We start from the raw sequence: 20,505 nt of genomic DNA on the forward strand, positions 1-20,505 counted from the left end.
ACCCGCGGGCGGGGGTCGCGGCGGCGCCGGCCGGACGCTTCTAGTCCCGGGTCAGCTTGCGGTAGGTGACGCGGTGCGGGCGGGCCGCCTCCGCGCCGAGCCGCTCGACCTTGTTCTTCTCGTAGTCGGCGTAGTTGCCCTCGAACCAGAACCAGTTCGAGCCGCCCTCCCACGCGAGGATGTGCGTGGCGATGCGGTCGAGGAACCACCGGTCGTGCGAGGTGATCACCGCGCAGCCCGGGAAGTCGAGCAGCGCGTTCTCCAGGCTGGACAGGGTCTCGGTGTCGAGGTCGTTGGTGGGCTCGTCGAGCAGCAGCACGTTGCCGCCCTGCTTGAGGGTCAGGGCGAGGTTGAGGCGGTTGCGCTCGCCGCCGGACAGGATGCCCGAGGGCTTCTGCTGGTCGGGGCCCTTGAAGCCGAACGCCGCGACGTACGCGCGGGACGGCATCTCGACGTTGCCGACCTTGATGTGGTCGAGCCCGTCGGAGACGACCTCCCAGACGTTCTTCTTCGGGTCGATGCCGGCCCGGCTCTGGTCGGCGTACGAGATCTTGACCGTGTCGCCGACCACGATCGAGCCGTCGTCCGGCGTCTCACCGTTGGTGATCATGCGGAAGAGGGTCGTCTTGCCGACGCCGTTCGGACCGATGACGCCGACGATGCCGTTGCGCGGCAGGTCGAACGAGAGGTTGTCGATGAGGATGCGGTCGTCGAAGCCCTTGGAGAGCTTCTCCGCCCGGATCACCGTCGTGCCGAGGCGCGGTCCCGGCGGGATCTGGATCTCCTCGAAGTCGAGCTTGCGGTACTTGTCGGCCTCGGCCGCCATCTCCTCATAGCGCTGGAGACGGGCGCGGCTCTTGGTCTGGCGGGCCTTGGCGTTGGAGCGGACCCACTGGAGCTCCTCCTCCAGGCGCTTCTTGCGCTTGACGTCCTTCTGGCCCTCGACCTTGAGACGGGCGGTCTTGGCCTCCAGGTAGGTGGAGTAGTTGCCCTCGTAGGCGTAGCAGCGCCCGCGGTCCAGCTCCAGGATCCAGCCCGCCACGTTGTCCAGGAAGTAACGGTCGTGGGTGACGGCGAGAACGGTCCCGGGATACTTCTCCAGGTGCTGCTCCAGCCACTGCACGCTCTCGGCGTCGAGGTGGTTGGTGGGCTCGTCGAGCAGCAGCAGGTCGGGCTGCTCGAGCAGCAGCTTGCACAGCGCGACCCGGCGGCGCTCGCCTCCGGACAGCTGGGTGACGTCCGCGTCACCGGGCGGGCAGCGGAGCGCGTCCATGGCCTGCTCGAGCTGGCTCTCCAGATCCCAGGCGTTGCGATGGTCCAGCGCGTCCTGCAGCTTGCCCATCTCCGCCAGCAGCTCGTCGCTGTAGTCGGTGGCCATCTGCTCGGCGATCTGGTTGAAGCGGTCGAGCATCGCCTTGGTCTCGGCGACGCCCTCCTCGACGTTGCCAAGGACGGTCTTGGACTCGTTGAGCGGGGGCTCCTGCTGCAACATGCCGACCGTGAAACCGGGCATCAGCCGCGCGTCTCCGTTGGACGGCTGCTCCAACCCCGCCATCATCTTGAGCAGCGTCGACTTGCCAGTGCCGTTCGGGCCCAGAACACCGATCTTGGCTCCGGGCAGGAAAGACAGCGTGACGTCGTCGAGGATCACCTTGTCACCGTGCGCCTTGCGCACGCGCTGCATCGTGTAGATGTACTCCGGCATGTCTCCAAGGGTAGTGGCACCCACGGCAGCTTCAGCCGGTGATTTCGTCCCCTGAGCGGGGCGGAGGCGCCGTCGGGCGCGCGGGCAGGCAGATGCGGTCCCGGCCGAGCTCCTTGGCCCGGTAGAGGGCGAGGTCGGCGGCGGCGAGTAGCTCGATCAGGTCGTGGCCGTGCATGTTCATGATCGCCACCCCGGCCGAGATCGTCACGGTGACCATGGCATGGTCGGCGGGGACCGCCATGCGACCCACTCGGGAGCGCAGCCGCTCGGCCACCCGCCTGGCCTCGGTGACGTCGGCCCGCGGCAGCAGGATCACGAACTCCTCGCCGCCGAACCGGCCCACGACGTCGTAGTCGCGCAACTGGCTGCGCAGCGTGGCGGCGACCCCGATCAGCACCTGGTCGCCGACGAGGTGGCCGTAGGTGTCGTTGACCCGCTTGAAGTGATCGATGTCGACGATGAGCAGCGCGAGCGTCTCACCGGTGCGCCGGGCGCGGACGATCTCGGTGTCGGCCTCGCGCTGCCAGGCCGCGGCGTTGAGCAGCCCGGTCTTGGGGTCGGTGCGCGCGGCGGCCTGCAACTGGGCGTGGAGCAGGCTGCGCTGCAGCAGCACGACCGGCGGCAGGGCGAGCAGAAGCAGGGCCAGGTTGAGTCCGCACGCGATGGCGACCGTGACGCCCAGGCAGAGCTCCACCGTGTCGAGCAGCGCGCTCTCGCGGTTCCAGAGGAACTCGCGCCACCGGGTGTCGGGATCGGCGGTCCGCACGGCGACGACGATGAGAGCCGTGTTGAGGATCGTGAACATCGCGGCGCAGGCCACCGCCGCCACGATGGGCAGCGCCCGGCCGCTGGACAGCTCGGCGGGCACGGGTATCCACGCGTGGAACGCCACCGAGGCGGCGCAGGCCGCCACGCCGATCGCCGCGGCGCTGAAGACCCTGCGGTAGGCCACCGTGGCGCGGACGCGCACCTGCAAAAGGATCTGCAGCGGGATGGGGGCGAGCAGCGCGTACAGCGGCGGGAGCAGCAGCACGACCGGAAGCCACCAGGCCGACAGCAGGTCACGGGACACGCCGGCCGGCATGCCCAGCCGGCGTGTGGCCTCGATGCAGACGGCACCGCACCCCGTCAGGGCGGCGAACGCGGCGACGTCGGAGATGTGGAAGGTCGTGACCGACAGGAGATACGCGATCGCGGCCAGGTCCAGCGCGACGATGCCGCAGAAGTAGGCCACGAGGGGACGGCGCTGACCCAGCAGGGGCCACCGACCGCGCCGCGAGGGCGATCCGTCCCGCGGTGTGGCCGAGGTCTGGCTGGGCGCCGTCATCCCGTCTCCCCACGCATCCCTGCACTGTCTCCAGCGTCTCACGATGTGTAACACAATAGTTGCGGAGTGTGCGTCACGCGACGGGAACCGCTACCTTGGGCAGTCGGGCTGTCCGGGTGTCCGGACGTGCTCACGAGGTAACCGCTCCTTCACGAGGGGGCCGTGTGGGAAGGGAGCAGCCATGGTGCGGGGTGTGACCTGGACCTGACGAGGGTGCTCTTGCAGCGACGCGGATGTCGCCATCGGCCGATCCCCGGACGTTCCTTGTTGGGGCACCGGCCCTGTACGGCCGATGCCCTCCCCACCAGTTGACTCTCCGCGTCACGCGGCCAGCGTCTCGGACACGGTCTCCACCGGCCACGGCGCGTACTCCCCCGAACCCGGCGCCATGTCACCCGGCGCCATGTCACCCAAAGCCTTCTCACCCGGCACCATGTCCCCTGGCGCCTTCTCATCCGACGGCGAGCGGTCCTCCGCGTGCGCCGCGGCGTCGTCCGGCCGCGGGGCCTCCTCACCCGAGCGGGATCCGGCTTCGTCCGCGTGCGACGCCTGCTCGCTCAAGTGCTGGACGGCTCTGAGCTCCCACTCGCGGGTGGTTTCCTCCATGCCGCGGCGTTCGACGGCGCTGGGCATCGCCGCGAAGGATCGAGCGGGTTTCTCGAAAGTCGCGATGCCCCATTTGAGGTCATGCCCGACCGAGGTGGCCTCGATCTCCGCCCAGAATCGCTGCTCGCCCTGCCGGTCCTCGAACTGCTTGATGCGGAGCTTGCCGTACACGACCAGCGGGTGGCCCTTGCGCACCGACTGGGCGACGTTGTCGGCGAGCGCGCGATAGCAGCGGACCATGTAGTAGGTCGTGTCCTCGGTGGTCCACGTCTGGGTCTGCCGATCGAGCACCCGGCGGTTGACCGCGAGCCGCAGCGTCGTCGCCCGTGAGCCGTCGGGGAATTGGTACTGCCGGGGGTCGGCGGCGACGTTGCCGCTCAGCGTGACGTAGATGTCGCTCATCAGGTGCCTCCCAGGTCCGGACCCTCGCCGGACACCGGGACTCACTCTGACCGGCCCCCGCCCGATCCCCCGCCGCCGAATTTGGTTCTGTGGACAACCGGCGGCCTGGGGACGGCTCGCCGCGGACGCGTCCGGCTACTTCCGGGACGCGGCGGCCACGGCTCCGAAGTAGTCGTTGTAACGCCGCAGCTCGGTCTCGACGGGCGCGATCACCATCTCCTCGGCCACGGTGGACACTCGGCGGCGCATGTCCTTCTCCAGGCGGTCCCGCTCGTTCGCGGCCCCCAGGACGACGAAGTTCCTGCTCGCCATGCCGGAGAGCGCGCCCAGGCCGAGGACGCTGGCCATCATCAGCGCGAGCCACGGCAGCACTCCGACGTCACCGAGGATCTCCGCCGGCGCCTTGCCCATGTCGAGCACGCCGTACGCGAGGATCGACCCGGCCCAGGCGACTCCCGCGACGAACAGCACGACGAGGAGGTACTGCCAGATCTTGAGCAGCCACCACCAGCCGGGCACCCGGTCAAGAGGCGGGGCGATCTGGGACAGTTCATCGGAAAGGGTCGCGGGTAACTGGGCGGAACGCGACCGCGCCGCGTCGCGCACGCCCGCCTGCCAGACCTCCGGCATGCCCGGGGTGAGCCCGTCCGCCAGAGCCTGCACGGCGTTGTCCACCTCGGCGGGCTGCGCGCTGACGGCGCTGCCCACCAGGCTGCGGATCTCCTCCTTCACGTCGCCGAGCCGCAGGCTGCTCAGCGGGTCGGGCCGCAGCCTGGCCGCCCATCGCCCGTACGGCCAGCCGACCCAGTCGACGGAGCGGACGCCGTACACGTTCTCCATGGCCTCGCCGAGGGCGGAGACGCCGACCGCGTCGCACAGGGCGTCGATCAGCCCCGCGCGGCGGGCGTCGTCGACGACGGGCTCGACGCGCGGAATGTCGGAGACGTCCTTGGCCAGGGGCACCATGAGCCGGTCGAGATCCGCCTCCAGCCGCTGGAAGGCCGCGCGGCGGGCGGCGACCGACTCGGCGAGTACAGCCTTGAGGTCGTCGACGCCGTCCCCCGTGAGGGCGGAGGTCACGACCACCCGCGGGCCGCCGACGCCTTCGTCGGCGAGCAGCTCACGCAGGTCGGCCACGCAGATCTCCCGTTCCTCGGGAGTCAGCCGGTCGGACTGGTTCAGCACGAAGACCGTCACCGCGTCGTGCCCGGCGAGTTCGGTGACGTAGCGCCGGTGCACGGAGGCGTCCGCGTACTTCTGCGGGTCGAGCACCCACACCACCAGGTCGGAGACCTTGATCAGACGGTCTGCCTCGGTGTCGGTGAGCGCCCGGATCGAGTCGTGGTCGGGCAGGTCGAGCAGGATGAGCCCGTGCAGCGGGCTCTCGCCCTTGTCGAGCGCGCTGGCGCGGGCGAAGCGGTGGCGCCACTGGATCTGCAGCCAGTCCAGGAGCGGCCCGGCGCCGTCCAGGCCCCACACGCAGGCGTGGGTGCGCGCGGTGGTCGGCCTGCGCACTCCGGTGGGTGACAACTCCAGACCGGAGACGGAGTTGAACAGGGACGACTTGCCGCTGCCCGTGCCTCCGGCGAGCGCGACCACCGTGTGGTCCGGGGAGAGCCTGAGCCGGTCGCCCGCGCGTACGAGCAGTTGGGCGCTCTCGGTGAGCGACGCCTGGTCGGCCCGGCCCGTGCCCAGCTCCACGATCCGCGCGAGGGCGGCGAGCCGGGCCCCCAGGGCGTGCTGGACGTCGGTGATGCTGGCAGTCATCGTGCGACCTCGAGGTTGTACGTCGCCTGGTACAGGCGGGTGGCTGCTGCCTCGTCCGGGATTCCCGCGCCGTCGAGCGCGTCCACGTACCGCAGGGTCTCCTCGTCGAAGACCATGCCGATCCGCGCGCGCAGGTCGCTCCGGGCCTTCGCGCTGATGCTCCGCAACGACTCCGCGCCGAGGAGCCCGCGCAGCAGCCGCTGCGGCAGCGCGCCGGTCCCCGGCCCGGACGACACATCCGTGGTGCCGTATCCGAGGAGACCCACCGTGAAGATCAGGGCGAGCGACTCGACGTCGAAGGAGACGAGCCGCGCCACCGACCGCTTGGTCACGCCCTCGGTTCTGATCAGCTCGGTCACGTGGTCCTGCCAGGCGCCGATCGCGTGCAAGGTGCGCTGTACGGCGTCGTCGGAGGAGCGGCCGAGGCCCGGGGTCAGGGCCAGCCGGTCGCCCGCGCCCGCGCGCTGCCGCCAGCGCGCGACGACCTCCTCCGCGGCCCGCTGACCAGCAGAGTTGATCATGCTTTCGAGCGCGGTCCTGATCGCCTCTCTGAGCGCGCGCAGCCGCTGCGGCCCCCGCGGGTTGCCCTTGCCGCCCCTGCGGAGCTGCAGGGTGCGGATCAGGTCGCCGGATCCCGCGAAGTCCTGCCAGCGGGCCAGCACCTCGCCACGGAGCAGCGAGCCGTTCCTGGTGGCCTCGTCGATGTCGGCCAGCGCGCCCATGTAGGCGGCGTCCACGTCGGAGCGCAGATCGGCGCGCAGCGCCACCTGCGTTTCCAGATGCCTGGCCAGGGCGGGCACCCGGGTCCTGAAGCTGTCCAGGACGCCGTTCAGGGTCGCCTTGACGGCCGCCGCCCGCCGCCCGTCGTCCACGGAGAGGTCGGCGAGCCACATGCGCAGCTCGGTGACCTCCTTGTCGGGAAGCCGCCCGTCGGTGACCGCCGTCTCGTTGATCACGAACCGCACGGCGTCGGCAAGGCCGTACTCGTCGAGCATCCGGCCGAAGTGCTTCACGATGACGTCACGGGACTTCGCCGGCACCCGGGAGAGCACGATGACCAGGCGCGCGCCGCGTTCCTTGGCCAGCCGCAGCAGGTTCCACGAGGGCGCGTCGGCGTACCGGGACGCGGTGGTCACGAAGACCCACAGGTCGGCCGCGTCGAGCATGCGGTGGGCGATCTCGTGGTGCTCCTCGACGACCGAGTCGATGTCCGGCGTGTCGAGCAGCGCCACGCCCGGCGGAAGCCGTTCGGTGGAGGACAGCACGATGCTGTCCACGCCCGCGCCCTTGGCGGGCCGGTCCAGCCGGGTCAGCCCGCCGAGCAGGTCGCCCTCGGCGAACCACTCGTGGTCGTCGGGGTGGCAGACGAGCACCGGCGTTCCGGTGGTGGGGCGGCGTACCCCCGTCGCGCTCACCCGCTGTGCGGCGAGCGTGTTGACCAGCGTGGACTTGCCCGCCCCGGTGGAGCCCGCGATGACGATCAACGCGGGGGCGGTGCTCATGTGCACGCGCGGGATGACGTAGTCCTCGAGTTGGGCGAGCACCGCGGCCTGCGCCTTACGGGCCTCCTCCGCCCCCGGCACGTCCAGGCCGAAGTGCAGGTCCTCGACCGCCACGCGGAGCTGGTCGAGCGACTCCGTCAGCGCCGTGGACACCGGATCCGGCAGCGGAACCGCGCGTACCCGGCCCTCCGGAGCCTCCTCGAGCTCGTCCTCGGTGTACTCGGTGTGCGGGTCGTGCCCGCTGTTCTCGGTGGACTCGGTGGACTCGGTGGACCCGGTGCGCTCCGTGTGTCCGGCCCGCTCGTCGTCCGAAAGGTCGTCCGGCCCTTCAGCGGTCTCCTGGAGGTCTGTGGGTGCTCCAGGCTCCTCGATCGCCTCGCGCCACTCGACGTCCCCCGCGTCGTCGACGTTCCCGGGCTCGGCCGCGACCAGGGCGACGTCGATCTCCTGAACGGCTTCGATCTCCTGGACGGCTTCGGTGTCCGGGGGGACTTCGGTGTCCTCGACCTGTCCGGTCCACCCGTCGGTCCCGAACCGCCCGCCCTCTTCGGACCGCTCGACATCGCGGAGGACATCCGGGGCGTCGAAGACGTCGGCACTGCCGAAATCGTGGGGCTCGACGCCCTCCGCGTCCGGTTCGCGGGTGTCGGCGCCGATCGCGTCGGTACCGGACACGTCGATGCCGGTCAGATCCGTGCCGGTAGTGCCGGTAGCGCCGGGCTCGTCGGAGTCGATGGAGTCGATGGAGCCGACGGGCGCAGGCTCGGCGCCTTCGTGCGGGCTTCCCTCGTGTACGGCGTCGCCGCCGGCGCCCGCCACATGTTCGGCGCCAGCCGCGTACCCGATCTCCTCGACCGCGCTCGCCTGCGCGGCGTCGTCCGGCCGTTCGGCGTCCTGCGGGTGATCGGCACGCGCGGGCGGCTCGGTGCCCGGGTCGTGCGGGGCGCCGTCGACCGTGCTCACCGCGGGTTCGGCGTCGTCCCCGATGGTCGCCGCGGACGTGCTCTCGATGAGCGCACCTTCCACCCCGTCACCGTGGTCGCCTTCCGGGTCCGTGGGTACGGCGGCCACACCGGAGTCGGCCGGCGCATCGGGCTCGGCGGGAGTGTCCGACATCCCGACGATCTCGGAACCGGTGTTCTCGCCGCTCGCGGCCTCTTCACCGCTCGCGGGTTCCTCGGCGACGCTCTCGTCGATCGCGTGAGGCGCGTCGGCGGGGGCGGACGCCCTGGCCGGGTCGGACGACCTGACCGCGCCGAAGGCGTCCCAGCCGGGAATGTCCTCGGCCACGGCGGCGAATCCGGCGCTCACCACCTCGGCCGGGTCCGGAACGTCGGCGGCTCCGGGCGCGACGATGTCGTCCCGCACGGCGCTCGAAGCGGGTCTGGGGGCGAAGGCGTCCCATTCCGCCGAATCCTCCGGCCGCTTGCGCGTGGAGGCGGCATCCCAGAGCGAGCCCCCTCGTTCTGAGGCCTCCTGGGCGAAGCCGTCCGTGGCAGAGGTGTTCCTCGCGGGTGTGTCCCAGACGGACGGCTCGCCCCCCGGGGTCTGCCGGATGAGGATCTCGCGCGCGGACGCGTCCCAGACGGACGACTCCCCCGCCGGGGCCCCCGCCGCGGAGCTCCCAGGCACGGGGCTCCCAGGCACGGGGCGCTCAGATCCAGGGCTCTTCGGCTCTGCGCTCTCGGGAGCGGACGGGGCGGGAGCTCTGGGCGGCTCCGGTGGGCCGGCGGTTCTCGGCGTGCCGGGGTGACCGCCGAGCGGCGACGTCCGCCGGGGCTGCTGCGCGGCGAAGGCGTCCCATCCCGGCGTGGCCCACGCGGTGCGGTCGCCGATGCCGCCGGGGCGGTCGGGCTCGCCCGCGCCGGTCGTCTCGGAGCCGCTGGTGTCCCTGGCCGCGAAGGCGTCCCAGCGGTCGCCCGTGTCCGCGGCGGAACCGCCGGCGGGGGTGGCCGGTCGCACCGCGAAGCCATCCCAGCTGTCACCGGTGTCCCATTCCGGACGGGTATCGCCGGCGGCCGGTACGGCGGAGCCGGTCGCGCCCCCCTGTCCCCCTCCGGACCGTCCCCCGTCGGAAGGGTCGGTGTCCCGGATGGGGCGGAACGCGATGGTCTGCTCCCCCGGCGTCTCCGGATGCTCATCGGTGTGATCGATGGCCTGCTCCTCGTTCTTCTCGGCGTGGCCGGACCGGTCGACGGGCCCGTTGTCGGGCGTCTTCCTGGCAGCCGATTTCACGGGATCCGCTCCGCTCGCACCATCTCGATCTCCTGGCCGACTCTGACGACCTCGCCGACGATCACGATCGCCGGGGGCCGTATCCCGGTCGCGGTCGCGCGCTCCGCCACCGTGGAGAGCGTGGCGGCGAGAGCTCTTTGGGTGGGAAGAGTACCGTCCTGCACCACCATCACGGGAGTTTCCGGCGAACGTCCGTCTCGTACGAGCGCGTCGGCGATCTCCGCGATCCGCTCGACGCCCATCAGCAGTATCAGCGTTCCCTGGGATCTCGCCAGACCCGCCCAGTCGACCGTCGATCTCGGGTCGCCGGGCGCCACGTGGACGGAGATCACGTGGAACTCCTGGCTGACCCCTCTGTGCGTGACGGGCACGCCGGCGGCGGCGGGCACCGCGACCGCGCTGGTGACGCCGGGAACCACGGTGACCGGGATGCCCGCGCGGGCGCAGGCGATCATCTCCTCGCCGCCGCGCCCGAAGACGAACGGGTCGCCGCCCTTGAGCCGGACGACGAACTTGCCCTGTCTGGCGTGTTCGACCAGCAGCTCGTTGATCCGCTCCTGGGCCAGGTAGCGACCGTACGGGATCTTGGCCGCGTCGATGAGCTCGACGTCGGGCGACAGCTCGTCGAGCAGGCCGCGCGGGGCGAGCCGGTCGGCCACGACGACGTCCGCCTGGGCGAGGAGCTGGCGGCCGCGGACGGTGATCAGGCCGGGATCGCCCGGTCCTCCGCCGACGAGCGCGACGCCGACGGGCTTGCCGCGGTGTCGCCGCGCGTCGACCGTGCCGTCCCTGAGCGCGTTGACGACCGCGTCGCGGATGCCGGCTGCCCTGCGGGGGTCACCCCCGGCGGTGACCGCGACACCGATCTCGCCGACCCGGCCGCTCGCGGGCGTCCAGGCGGCGGACGCCTCCTTGTCGTCGGCGCGTACGCACCAGATGCGCTTGGCCTCGGCCTCGGCGGCGACCGCCGTGTTCACCTCGCGCCGGTCGGTGCAGACGTGCACGAGCCATGCCGCGTCGCAGTCGCCGACCTGGTACGGCCGGCGCTCCCAGATGATCCGGCCGTCGGCGATCAGGTCGTCGAGGGCCGGGGTGGCGCTGGGCGAGACCAGGGTGACCGACGCCCCGGCGTCGAGCAGCGCGGGGATCCTCCGCTGGGCGACGCGGCCGCCGCCCACGACCAGGACCCGCCGTCCGTCCAGGCGAAGGCCAAGCAGGTAGGGCGCCATGACCCCTATCTCCCTAATGCGTCAAGCGTGCTCTGTTAGGAGGCAAATTTACCGGTTGACCGGTGACCGGCGGCTCAGCGGATCAGGCTTCGTCGAACGGGGCGGACGCCGACGTCCGCGCGGTAGATCCTACGGCAGAGCCGTCATCCCTCTTTTTCCGTCACACCGGCGGAGTCGAAGGTGGCGACCTCGTGCATCACGCGTACGGCGGCGCTGACGATCGGGTGGGCGAGCAGGCCGCCGGTACCCTCGCCGAGGCGGAGTTCGAGGTCCACGAGCGGCCGCAGGCCGAGGTGGTCGAGCGTGGCCGCGTGGCCGGGCTCGGCCGAGCGGTGTCCCGCGACGCAGTAGCCCGCGACGGCGGGAGCGAGGGCCACGGCGGCGAGCGCGGCGGATCCGGCGATCACGCCGTCGAGGATGACCGGCACCCGCGCCGCGGCGGCGCCGAGGATGAACCCGGCGATGGCGGCGTGCTCCAGCCCTCCGACGGCGGCGAGCGCCCGGAGCGCGTCCTCGGGCCGCTCCGGCGTGAACCCGTCGGCCGCCCGCAGCCGGTTGACCTCCAGCGCCCGGCGCACGATGCCGATCTTGTGCTGGTGGGTGGCGTCGTCGATGCCGGTGCCGCGGCCGGTCACCTCGGCGGCGTCACGGCCGGTGTAGGCGCAGATGAGCGCGGCGGACGCGGTGGTGTTGGCGATGCCCATGTCCCCGGTGATCAGGCAGCGGGCGCCGGCCTCGATCAGTTCCCCGGCCACGTCGACGCCCACCCGCAGGGCGGCGGCGGCCTGCTCCGTGGTCATGGCGGGGCCGGCGGACAGGTCGGCCGTGCCGTACGCGATCTTGTGGGCGCGCAGGCCGGACGCGGCGGGCAGGTCGGCGGCGACGCCGACGTCCACCACGGTCACGGAGGCGCCGACCGAGGCGGCGAAGGCGTTGGCGACGGCCCCTCCGGCCAGGAAGTTGGCCACCATCTGGGTGGTGACCTCCTGCGGCCACGGGGAGACGCCCTGGGCGTGGACGCCGTGGTCGGCGGCGAAGATCGCGAGTGCGGCGGGCACCGGCATCGGCGGCGGGCAGACGCCCGCGGCTCCGGCGAGCCGTACGGCGACATCCTCGAGCGCGCCGAGCGCGCCGCGCGGCTTGGTGAGCCGGTCCTGGTGCTCCCTGGCCCGTGCCATGGCGTCCTGGTCGGCCGGGCGGATCGCCGAGATCGTCTCATCAAGCGGTGTCACGCGTGTACTCCAATGTCAGACGGGGGTGGGGATCTCCGACTCGGGCTCGTCCCTGGTCATCCGCTCGACGGCCAGTGCCTGCGTGAACCGTCGGCGGGCGGTCCAGGCTTCCGGGTCGGCGGCGCCGGACAGGGCCTCCTCGTACCGGTCGATGACGACGTCGGCCAGGCCCTCGCAGTCGCCGATGACCTCGGCGCAGCGGATGTCCAGGCCCTCGTGGTTCGCGCCGTACGCCAGGGCCTGGGCCCAGATGCGCTCCAGGACACCACCGGCGAACAGCAGGTACGGCAGGACGATCACGCGCTTGGCGCCGAGTCTGCGGCAACGCTCCAGGCCACCGGGGACTCCGGGCCTGTTGTGCGAGACGTAGGCGGTCTCGACGGTCAGCATGTCGGCCGCGTGCTCTTCCCAGAACAGCCGGGAGACCCGGTGCACCTCGGCGTTGACGGCGGGGTCGGCGGCGCCGTGGCCGACCAGGACCACGGCGGTCTCGGCGGGGTCGATGTCTTCGGGGGTCTCGTCGGTGACGAGTCTCGGCATGTCGGCCTGGGCGTCGGCGAGCCGCTCGGCGAGCAGTTCGAGCACGCGGGGGTCGGGGCCGAGCGGCCGGGCGAGGTCGAACTCCAGCGTCGGGTGGCGCTCCTGCTCCAGCGCCATCGTGCCGGGGATGTCGCCCAGGGCCTCGCGGTCGCCCGTGAGGCTGAGCGGCAGCGCGATGACGTGGTGGTGACCGTGCGCGATCAACGAGGAGACGGAGTCGCTGAGCTGGGGCCTGGCCTTCGTGATGAAGCCTCCGGTGACCTCGGCGACGCGCCGGTCGAGCCGGCAGCGGAGCCGATGGACGAACCTGCCGAACTCGGCGACGCCGGTCTCATCGTGGGTCCCGTGCCCGACGAGCAGCAGCGGCGGTTTCATCTGCCTGATCTCCTATGCCTTGACCTGCGGATTTGTAATCCGGCTCGCGAGGATAGCCGACGGTGCCGACGGCGGGCACTGCTCGCGCCGTAGGCAGAGGTCAGGAGGGCGAGACGATCAGTCGGCCGGTAGCCGCTCCGAACGTAGGAAATTTCATTGCATTTCCCCTTTGAGCACACTGAACATTACGGCATCGGACCGCCCTCCGGGCACCGGAACGGCCTGTCTGAGGACGCCTTCCTGGACGAATCCGGCCTTCTTGGCCACCGCCCGGCTGGCGTGGTTGCCGGTCGCGACGACCAGCTGGACACGATGGAATCCGAGGGTCAGGAGGTGCTGGGTGACGATCCGCGTGGCCTCGGTGGCGTAGCCCAGCCTCCGCGCCCACGGCGACGTCCAGTACCCCACCTCCACGTCGCCGCGCTCGCGGTCGGCCCGCTGTACGCCGATCGCCCCCGCGAGCCGCCCGCCGTCCCGGGGCTCGATCGCGAAGTTGGCGCCGGATATGCCGTTCGTGTGGGCCAGGCGGGTGCACCACTCCACGGCTCGTTCGAGGGTGTAGCCGGCGGCCCAGGGCATCCAGCGGCCGATCTCGGGGTCCTCCGTGACCGCGGCGAGCACGTCGAAGGCGTCCCGCTTGGCGAACGGCCGCAGGAGCACGCGCTCGCCGCCGAGCCGGCTGTCGAAGACGGTACGGCCGTCGCCGCGCAGCAGGCCGAAGACCACCAGGTCGTGCGGGCCGTCGTCCTCGAACCCGGCGCCGCGCAGCACGCCCTCCCGGATGAAGCCGGACTTCTCCGCGACCCGGATGGAGGCGGTGTTGTCGAGGTTGGCGCGCAGTTCGACCCGGCGGATCGCCCCCGCGCCGAGCACCCGGTCGGTGAGACCCCGGACCGCCTCGGGGGCGAATCCCCGCCCCCGGTAGTTGGGGCGCACGCCGTACCCGACCTCGGTGGTGCCGGCGCCCCACTGGGTCTTGAACAGGCTGATGGCCCCGACGATCACACCCCTCGCCTCCATCGCGAGGTGGATGCCCTGGCCGGAGCGCCACAGTTCGTGCACCCCCTGGGAGAGCCAGGGAGCGATGCCGAGGGGGTGGCCGGGGGCGCCGGGCGGCAACCCGGTGGTGTGCCCGCGCTCCTTGATGATCTCGCTCACCTGCCCGGCGTCGCCGGGGCCGAAGGGCCGCAGCACGAGCCTCTCCGTCGTGATCGTGAGGCGCTCGTCAAACACGGATTCCCTCCGGACGCGATGTTTGGGGGAGACGGGACGGGTACGGGCCTCCACATGACCCGATTCGGGAGGTGAGGTCATGAGTATCCGACGCGGCAGCGACGAGCACGGCCCCCGCATGGACGACGAGCAGAAGCATGAGACGGAGGGTCTCACACGCGGCGGCGGCACGGCTCACGCGGAGGAGTCGAAGGAACCGGAGCCGACGCGGCACGCCGCGGAGGACGTGCCACCGGGTCGGCGGCCTCCTGGATCCGAGCCGGGAACGCACTCCCGCATCACCCCCGCGGATGTCGAGCGCCGGAGCCATCTGGCGCAGTGGCTGAGCGACGCCGAGTACCCCGCGAACCGCGAGAACCTGCTGGCCCACGCCGAGACGAAAAGCGCTCCCGACGCGGTGATCGAAGCCGTGCGCCAGCTTCCGGAACTCAAGTTCCACAACGTCGGCGAGGTGGCCGAGGCTCTCGGACTCGGGGTCGAACGCCACCGCTGCTGAGGGGAGGCCCCGTGAGGCTGGACTCACTCCGTCATCTTTACGAGCGCCCGGGGCCGTTCGCCTCGGTCTACCTCGAAACGGCCCGTACGACCGAGGAGGTGGCGAACGCGCTCGAACTGCGCTGGCGACGGATCGACGAGGAATTGGCCAGGGCCGGAGCCCCCGCCGAGTTGCGCGGGGCCGTCGGCGAGCTGGTCGCGGACCCGCTGGAGGCCGCGCCCGGACGGGCCGTGTTCGCCGAGGGTTCGTCCGTCGCGCTGACCGAGCCCCTGGCCGCGCCGCCCCGGCGCGAGATCGCCCGCTGGTCGCCGCTGCCCCACGTGGTGCCGATGCTGGCCCAGCGCGGGGAGGCCGTGCCGCACCTCCAGGTGCTCGCCGACCACGCGGGCGCCGACGTGATCGTCTCCTGTGGCGGGCCGAAACGTGAGCTGTCGGTCGAGGCCGCCGACTGGCCCATCCAGAAGACCGGCCAGGGGGGACGGTCACAGACCCGGTACGAGCGGGACGCCGAGGAGACCTGGCGGCTCAACGCGGTCGCGACCGCCGAGGTGATCGACAAGGAGTCACACGGCATCGGCGCGGAGGTCATCGTGCTGGCGGGCGAACCGCAGACCCGTCACATGATCATGGAGGCTCTCGGCAAGGACACGGCCGGGCGCGTCGTGGTCGCCGAGCGCGGCAGCCGCGCTCCCGGATCCGCGAGTGAACCGTTCCAGGCGGAGGTGGATCGCGCCCTCGCCGCGTGGGTGCGCAAGGGCGGAGCCGCGCTGCTCGCCGCCTACCAGGCGGGGCCGTACGCGACCGGGCTGGCCGAGACCGCGCGGGCGCTGCGCGAGGGGCGGGTGCGGACGCTGCTGCTGCGGGACGACCCGTCGGCCGACGCCACGCTGTGGATCGGCCCGGAGGGGAACCAGCTCGCGGCCGATCCCGGCGAGCTGAGCGACCTGGGCGTCGAGCTGCCGATGGAGGAGCGGGCCGACGCCGCGCTGGCCCGCGCCGTCGCCGTGACCGGCGCCGAGCTCTGGTTCGTGCCGGAGCTCGACTCTCCCGACGGTGTCGGCGCGGTGCTCAGGTTCTGATCACGGGCGTCGTGGTCGTCAGCCGTGGTCGTCAGCCGTGGTCGTCAGCGGGCGATCACGACTTCGAGGGTCCGCGGGCCGTGCACGCCTTCGACCCGGTTGAGCTCGATGTCGCTGGTCGCCGACGGGCCGCTGATCCAGGTCAGCGGCCTTTCGGGGGACAGGCGGGCGACGGCGTCCGGCACTCCGGCCACGATCTGCCCGGCGCCGACCACGCACAGGTGGTAGTCCGGGAGCAGCGTCAGCGCCCGCCGTCCCTGGCCGGGCCCGGCGTCGAGGACGATCGTCCCGGTCTCCGCGATCGCCACGGCGCATCCGGTGATCGCACCGTCCACGCCGTCGAGGTCGGCCGCGCTCAGCTCGGGATCGTCCCCCACCGTGGCGTACGGCTCACGGTCGCGCGACTCACGCTCCAACCAGGCCGGTGGGAGGCCGTCCGGCACGACGAGGCGCCCGATCTTCCTGCGGGTGAGCGCCTCCTCGACCACGGAGGCGATCTCGGCCTCGGGCACCACGTGGACGATCGCGCGGTAGTCGCGGAGCCGCTCGGCGAGCAGGTCGATCAGGCGGTCACCGCCTGCCGGGGTCACGTCGCCGGTCACGCCACGGTAGGCGCGCGGCACCTCGACGTCGGGGGCGCCCGCGACGGCGCTGCGGACGCGGGCGAGGATCAGGTCGCGCGAGTTCATCGGTCGCCTCCACCGGTACGGTCCCACCAGTCGCGGAACGATTCACGAGGGATATCCGGTATGTCGCGGGTATCGGTCCAGGCGGACATCGGACCGGGCAGGCGCTTGGGCACGAACCGGCGCAACCTCCCGCCTGCCCGCTGCGCCCGCGCCAGCCGTTCCGGCCGGTTGAATATCCACCCGGCGGCGGCCATGCCGAGACGCTCGGCGCGCGGGTGGCGGGCCTTGGCCCGCAGATCGACCAGCACCTGCGGGATGTCGATGGCCACCGGGCACACCTCGTAGCAGGCTCCGCACAACGACGACGCGTACGGGAGCGACCGGTCCAGCTCGGAATCCAGGCCGCGGAGCTGGGGGGTGAGGATCGCCCCGATCGGCCCGGGATAGACGGATCCGTACGCGTGGCCGCCCGCGCGCTCGTACACCGGGCAGACGTTGAGGCAGGCGGAGCAGCGGATGCAGCGCAGCGCCTGGCGTCCGACCTCGTCGGCGAGGACGTCGGTGCGGCCGTTGTCGAGGAGCACGAGGTGGAACTCCTGGCCCTCGGCGGCGCCGGTCCAGGTGGAGGTGTAGGGGTTCATCCGCTCCCCCGTCGAGCTCCTGGGCAGGAGCTGGAGGAAGACCTCCAGGTCGCGCCAGGACGGCAGGAGCTTCTCGATGCCGACGACGCTGATCAGCGTCCGGGGCAGGGTGAGGCACATCCGGCCGTTGCCCTCGGACTCCAGGACGACCAGGGTCCCGGTCTCGGCGATCATGAAGTTGGCCCCGGAGATCGCGACCTTGGTGGAGAGGAAGCGTTCCCGCAGGTGCAGCCGGGCCGCCTCGGCGAGCGCGCGGGGCTCGTCGGTCAGGCCCTCCGGCGCCGGGCGGCCCCACTCGCCCATCCGCTCCTGGAAGATCTCGCGGATCTCCGCGCGGTTCCGGTGGATCGCCGGGACCAGGATGTGCGAGGGCCAGTCGTCGCCGAGCTGGACGATCAGCTCGGCCAGGTCGGTCTCGTACGCGGTGACGCCCTCGGCGGCGAGGGCCTCGTTCAGCCCGATCTCCTGGGTGGCCATCGACTTGACCTTGACCACCTCGGTCTCGCCGGTGGCCTTGACCAGGCCGGCGACGATCCGGTTGGCCTCGTCGGCGTCCCTGGCCCAGTGGACGTGGCCGCCCGCGGCGGTGACCGCCTCCTCGATCTGGACGAGGTAGCGGTCCAGGTTGCGCAGGGTGTGGTCCTTGATCGCCTTGCCGGCCTGGCGGAGCTCCTCCCAGTCGGGCAGCTCGCCGACCACGCTCGCCCGCTTGTCGCGGATGGTGTGCGTCGCCTTGCGCAGGTTGAACCGCAACTGCGAGTCGCGTACGGCCTTCGCGGCGTTGGAGGGAAAGCTCCGCTGGAGCGCTCTGGCGGGCATGCCGAGGAAGGTGCGGGTCACGGCTCCGTCACCTCCGTCGCGGCGAGGATCTCGGCCAGATGCATGATCTTGACTCCGGTCTTCTGACGGGTGAGCGTTCCCCCGATGTGCATCAGGCAGGAATTGTCGGCGGCGCACAGGACTTCCGCCCCCGTGGTCATGACATTTCCCACCTTGTCGGCACACATCGCGGCGGAGATATCAGGATTTTTCACAGCAAAGGTGCCGCCGAAGCCGCAACATTCCTCGGCGCCGGGCAGCGGCACGAGGTCCAGGCCCCGGACGTTCCGCAGCAGTCGCAGCGGCCGGTCCCCCAGGTGCAGCCCGCGCAGGGAGTGGCAGGTGGGGTGGTAGGTCACCCGGTGCGGGAAGTACGCCCCCACGTCGGTCACGCCGAGCACGTCGATCAGGAACTCGGAGAGCTCGTACACCTTCGGCACCACCGCGCCGGTGGCGGCGGGCGCCAGTTTCGGATACTGCTCGCGCACCATGGCGCCGCACGAGCCCGAGGGCACGACCACGGCGTCGTAGCCGCCGAAGACGTCCGCGAAGTGGCGCGCGAGCCGTACGCCCTCCTCGCGGTAGCCGGTGTTGACGTGCATCTGCCCGCAGCAGGTCTGCGCCCGGGGGAACGCGACGTCGACGCCGAGGCGGCGGAGCAGCGTCACCGTCGCCTTCCCCGTGCCGGGGAAGAGCGTGTCGTTGACGCAGGTGATGAACAAGGCGACCCGCACGTACGGCTCCCGCATGTATGGTCGGACCAAATATGGTCAGACCATACACCCGGCATGGCGGGCTCCATTCGAGGAGGACAGGACGTTGAGCGACGGCGATCGTTCGCAGGAAGCCGGGCGCGGACCGGCGGGCCCCCGGGCGCGGGCCTTCGAAGAGGTCCTGGACCGGATCGAGGAGCGGATCGCCACCGACGGGCTCACCGTGGGCGACCGGCTGCCGGGTGAGCGTCAGCTCGCCGAGCAACTCCGGGTGAGCCGGTCGTCGGTTCGCGAGGCCCTCCGCGCCCTCGCGACGCTCGGCGTGGTGTCGTCCCAGGTCGGCCGGGGCCCGGACGCGGGAGCCGTACTGACCTCCCGGCCGGACAGTGCGCTCACCGACCTGCTCCGCCTCAACCTCGGCCTGTCCACGCTCTCCATGCGCGAGGTCGTGGACACCCGCCTCATGATCGAGCAGTGGGCGGCCGCCCACGCGGCGCGCGACGGCGGAGCCGCGCTGGACGACATGGCCCGCGCCATCGCCGCGATGGACGCCGCCACCACGCCCGAGGAGTTCGTCGAGCACGACATCGCCTTCCACATGGCGATCGCGGCGGCGTCGGGCAACCGGCTCACCTCCGCGATCATGCGGGCGCTGCGCGACGCGGTACGGCGGTACGCGATCGAGGCGGTGCTGCGCCTCGGCGACACCGTGGATCTCCAGGCGGACCACCGGCGCATCCACGACGCCGTCAGGGACGGCGACGCCGCCGCCTCCGTCGTCGCGGTCACCGAGCATCTGGCCCGTGCCTATCCAGGGTAGAACGTGTTCTAATCAGGTTCCATGCGCGCGATGTGATCGAGGAGGATCAGTGGCCGAGGACCTGAGACTGGGACTGAATCTTGGTTACTGGCAGCGGACCGCCGACGACGCGACCGAGCTCGTCCAGGCCGCCGAACGCCTGGGCTACGAGTCGGTCTGGACGGCCGAGGCGTACGGCAGCGACGCCTTCACCCCGCTCGCCTGGTACGGCGCGCGAACCAGCAGGATCAAGCTCGGCACGAGCGTGGCGCAGCTCTCCGCGCGCACCCCGGCGGCGACCGCGATGACCGCGATGACGCTGGACCACCTCACCGGCGGCCGGCTGCTCCTCGGCATCGGCGCGTCCGGTCCGCAGGTCGTCGAAGGCTGGTACGGCCGGCCGTTCGCCCGGCCGCTGGCCAGGACCCGCGAGTACGTCGAGATCATGCGGAAGATCTGGCGGCGGGAAGAACCTGTTACCAACGAGGGACCGCACTACCCGCTGCCGCTGCCCGGCGGCCTGGGCAAGCCGCTGAAGCTGATCACCCGCCCGCTCCGCGACGACATCCCGGTCTACCTCGGCGCGGAGGGCCCGAAGAACGTCGCGCTGGCCGCCGAGATCGCGCAGGGATGGCTGCCGCTGTTCGCCTTCCCCGAGAAGATCGCCGCGATGTACGGCGAGGCGCTGGAGGGGGCCCGGCCGGGATTCGACGTCGCCGCCATGGTCATGGTGCTGGTCACCGACGACGTCAGAGCCGCCCTGGACGGCGTCAAGATGATGCTCACGCTGTACATCGGGGGCATGGGCGCGAAGGCGCGCAACTTCCACGCGGACATCATCGGCCGCATGGGATACGCCGAGGCGGCGGAACGCATCCAGGCGCTCTATCTGGCGGGGCGCAAGGACGCGGCGTTCGCCGCGATACCGGACGAACTGGCCGACGGCATCTCCCTCGTCGGGCCTCCCGGCCGGATCCGCGAGCGCCTGGCACCGTGGCGCGCGAGCCCGGTGACGAACCTGCTGGTCATGGGGCCGCGCGACGAGGAGACGCTGCGGACCGTCCGCGACCTCGTCCTCGGATGACCCCCGCGCCCGACCGGCCGGCGCAGTGGCTCTTTCACCAGCGGGGATCGATCGCCCGGCCAAATGCCGGGAAGTACGTGCCAAACCTTTCT

At 71.8% G+C, this 20,505-nt stretch carries 16 protein-coding genes; 4 read left to right on the forward strand and 12 right to left on the reverse strand.

All coding sequences use genetic code 11. From position 1 onward, the window contains the following. Positions 1-40: 40 nt before the first annotated feature. From ettA to IMZ11_RS19910, 9 genes are all read right to left on the reverse strand, one after another. Positions 41-1,705, reverse strand: coding sequence for an energy-dependent translational throttle protein EttA (gene ettA / locus IMZ11_RS19870; RefSeq protein ID WP_228643597.1), 1,665 nt, complete (start codon positions 1,703-1,705; stop codon positions 41-43). Positions 1,706-1,736: 31 nt separating this feature from the next. After that, positions 1,737-3,032 (reverse strand): GGDEF domain-containing protein, encoded by a 1,296-nt coding sequence (locus tag IMZ11_RS19875; protein WP_228643599.1) that lies wholly within the window; start codon positions 3,030-3,032, stop codon positions 1,737-1,739. 321 nt (positions 3,033-3,353) lie between these two features. Then, positions 3,354-4,040 carry a single-stranded DNA-binding protein gene (gene ssb / locus IMZ11_RS19880; protein ID WP_228643601.1) on the reverse strand — a complete coding sequence of 229 codons (687 nt, stop codon included), beginning with the start codon at positions 4,038-4,040 and terminating at the stop codon, positions 3,354-3,356. 135 nt (positions 4,041-4,175) lie between these two features. Further along, positions 4,176-5,807 (reverse strand): ABC transporter, encoded by a 1,632-nt coding sequence (locus tag IMZ11_RS19885; RefSeq protein WP_228643602.1) that lies wholly within the window; start codon positions 5,805-5,807, stop codon positions 4,176-4,178. Beyond that, entirely contained in the window at positions 5,804-9,544 is a 3,741-nt protein-coding gene (locus IMZ11_RS46265; protein ID WP_228643604.1) for a dynamin family protein, read from the reverse strand. Before IMZ11_RS46265 ends, IMZ11_RS19885 begins: the two co-directional genes overlap by 4 nt. Beyond that, a complete protein-coding gene (gene cobA, locus IMZ11_RS19895; RefSeq protein ID WP_228643606.1) occupies positions 9,541-10,773 on the reverse strand; it encodes a uroporphyrinogen-III C-methyltransferase in 1,233 nt (410 codons plus the stop codon). Before cobA ends, IMZ11_RS46265 begins: the two co-directional genes overlap by 4 nt. 143 nt (positions 10,774-10,916) lie before the next feature. Continuing rightward, complete coding sequence (gene cobT / locus IMZ11_RS19900) at positions 10,917-12,005, reverse strand: nicotinate-nucleotide--dimethylbenzimidazole phosphoribosyltransferase (RefSeq protein ID WP_228643608.1); 1,089 nt, start codon at positions 12,003-12,005, stop codon at positions 10,917-10,919. A 15-nt stretch (positions 12,006-12,020) separates the two neighbouring features. Further along, positions 12,021-12,920, reverse strand: a complete 900-nt coding sequence (locus tag IMZ11_RS19905) for a sirohydrochlorin chelatase (RefSeq protein WP_082777533.1) — start codon at positions 12,918-12,920, stop codon at positions 12,021-12,023. Between the two features lie 153 nt (positions 12,921-13,073). Next, positions 13,074-14,153 (reverse strand): GNAT family N-acetyltransferase, encoded by a 1,080-nt coding sequence (locus tag IMZ11_RS19910; protein WP_228643610.1) that lies wholly within the window; start codon positions 14,151-14,153, stop codon positions 13,074-13,076. 79 nt (positions 14,154-14,232) lie between these two features. Between IMZ11_RS19910 and IMZ11_RS19915 the strand changes: the two genes are divergently transcribed. Continuing rightward, positions 14,233-14,649, forward strand: coding sequence for a DUF2795 domain-containing protein (locus tag IMZ11_RS19915; protein WP_228643612.1), 417 nt, complete (start codon positions 14,233-14,235; stop codon positions 14,647-14,649). Positions 14,650-14,660: 11 nt separating this feature from the next. Further along, positions 14,661-15,728 (forward strand): Vms1/Ankzf1 family peptidyl-tRNA hydrolase, encoded by a 1,068-nt coding sequence (locus tag IMZ11_RS19920; RefSeq protein WP_228643614.1) that lies wholly within the window; start codon positions 14,661-14,663, stop codon positions 15,726-15,728. 44 nt (positions 15,729-15,772) lie between these two features. On the opposite strand, the gene IMZ11_RS19925 is transcribed toward IMZ11_RS19920, so the two are convergent. Genes IMZ11_RS19925 through IMZ11_RS19935 form a run of 3 tightly spaced genes read right to left on the reverse strand, consistent with a single transcriptional unit; the run spans position 15,773 to position 18,551 of the window. Then, positions 15,773-16,417, reverse strand: a complete 645-nt coding sequence (locus IMZ11_RS19925; protein ID WP_228643617.1) for a lactate utilization protein C — start codon at positions 16,415-16,417, stop codon at positions 15,773-15,775. Beyond that, positions 16,414-17,838 carry a lactate utilization protein B gene (locus tag IMZ11_RS19930; protein ID WP_228643619.1) on the reverse strand — a complete coding sequence of 475 codons (1,425 nt, stop codon included), beginning with the start codon at positions 17,836-17,838 and terminating at the stop codon, positions 16,414-16,416. Before IMZ11_RS19930 ends, IMZ11_RS19925 begins: the two co-directional genes overlap by 4 nt. Next, positions 17,835-18,551, reverse strand: a complete 717-nt coding sequence (locus IMZ11_RS19935) for a (Fe-S)-binding protein (protein WP_061260595.1) — start codon at positions 18,549-18,551, stop codon at positions 17,835-17,837. Before IMZ11_RS19935 ends, IMZ11_RS19930 begins: the two co-directional genes overlap by 4 nt. Before the next feature lie 85 nt (positions 18,552-18,636). Between IMZ11_RS19935 and IMZ11_RS19940 the strand changes: the two genes are divergently transcribed. Continuing rightward, complete coding sequence (locus IMZ11_RS19940; protein ID WP_228643621.1) at positions 18,637-19,350, forward strand: FadR/GntR family transcriptional regulator; 714 nt, start codon at positions 18,637-18,639, stop codon at positions 19,348-19,350. 49 nt (positions 19,351-19,399) lie between these two features. Beyond that, positions 19,400-20,413, forward strand: a complete 1,014-nt coding sequence (locus IMZ11_RS19945) for an LLM class F420-dependent oxidoreductase (RefSeq protein WP_228643623.1) — start codon at positions 19,400-19,402, stop codon at positions 20,411-20,413. Positions 20,414-20,505 lie beyond the last annotated feature (92 nt).

This window comes from Microtetraspora sp. AC03309 (assembly GCF_020826795.1).
Classification (GTDB): domain Bacteria; phylum Actinomycetota; class Actinomycetes; order Streptosporangiales; family Streptosporangiaceae; genus Microtetraspora; species Microtetraspora glauca.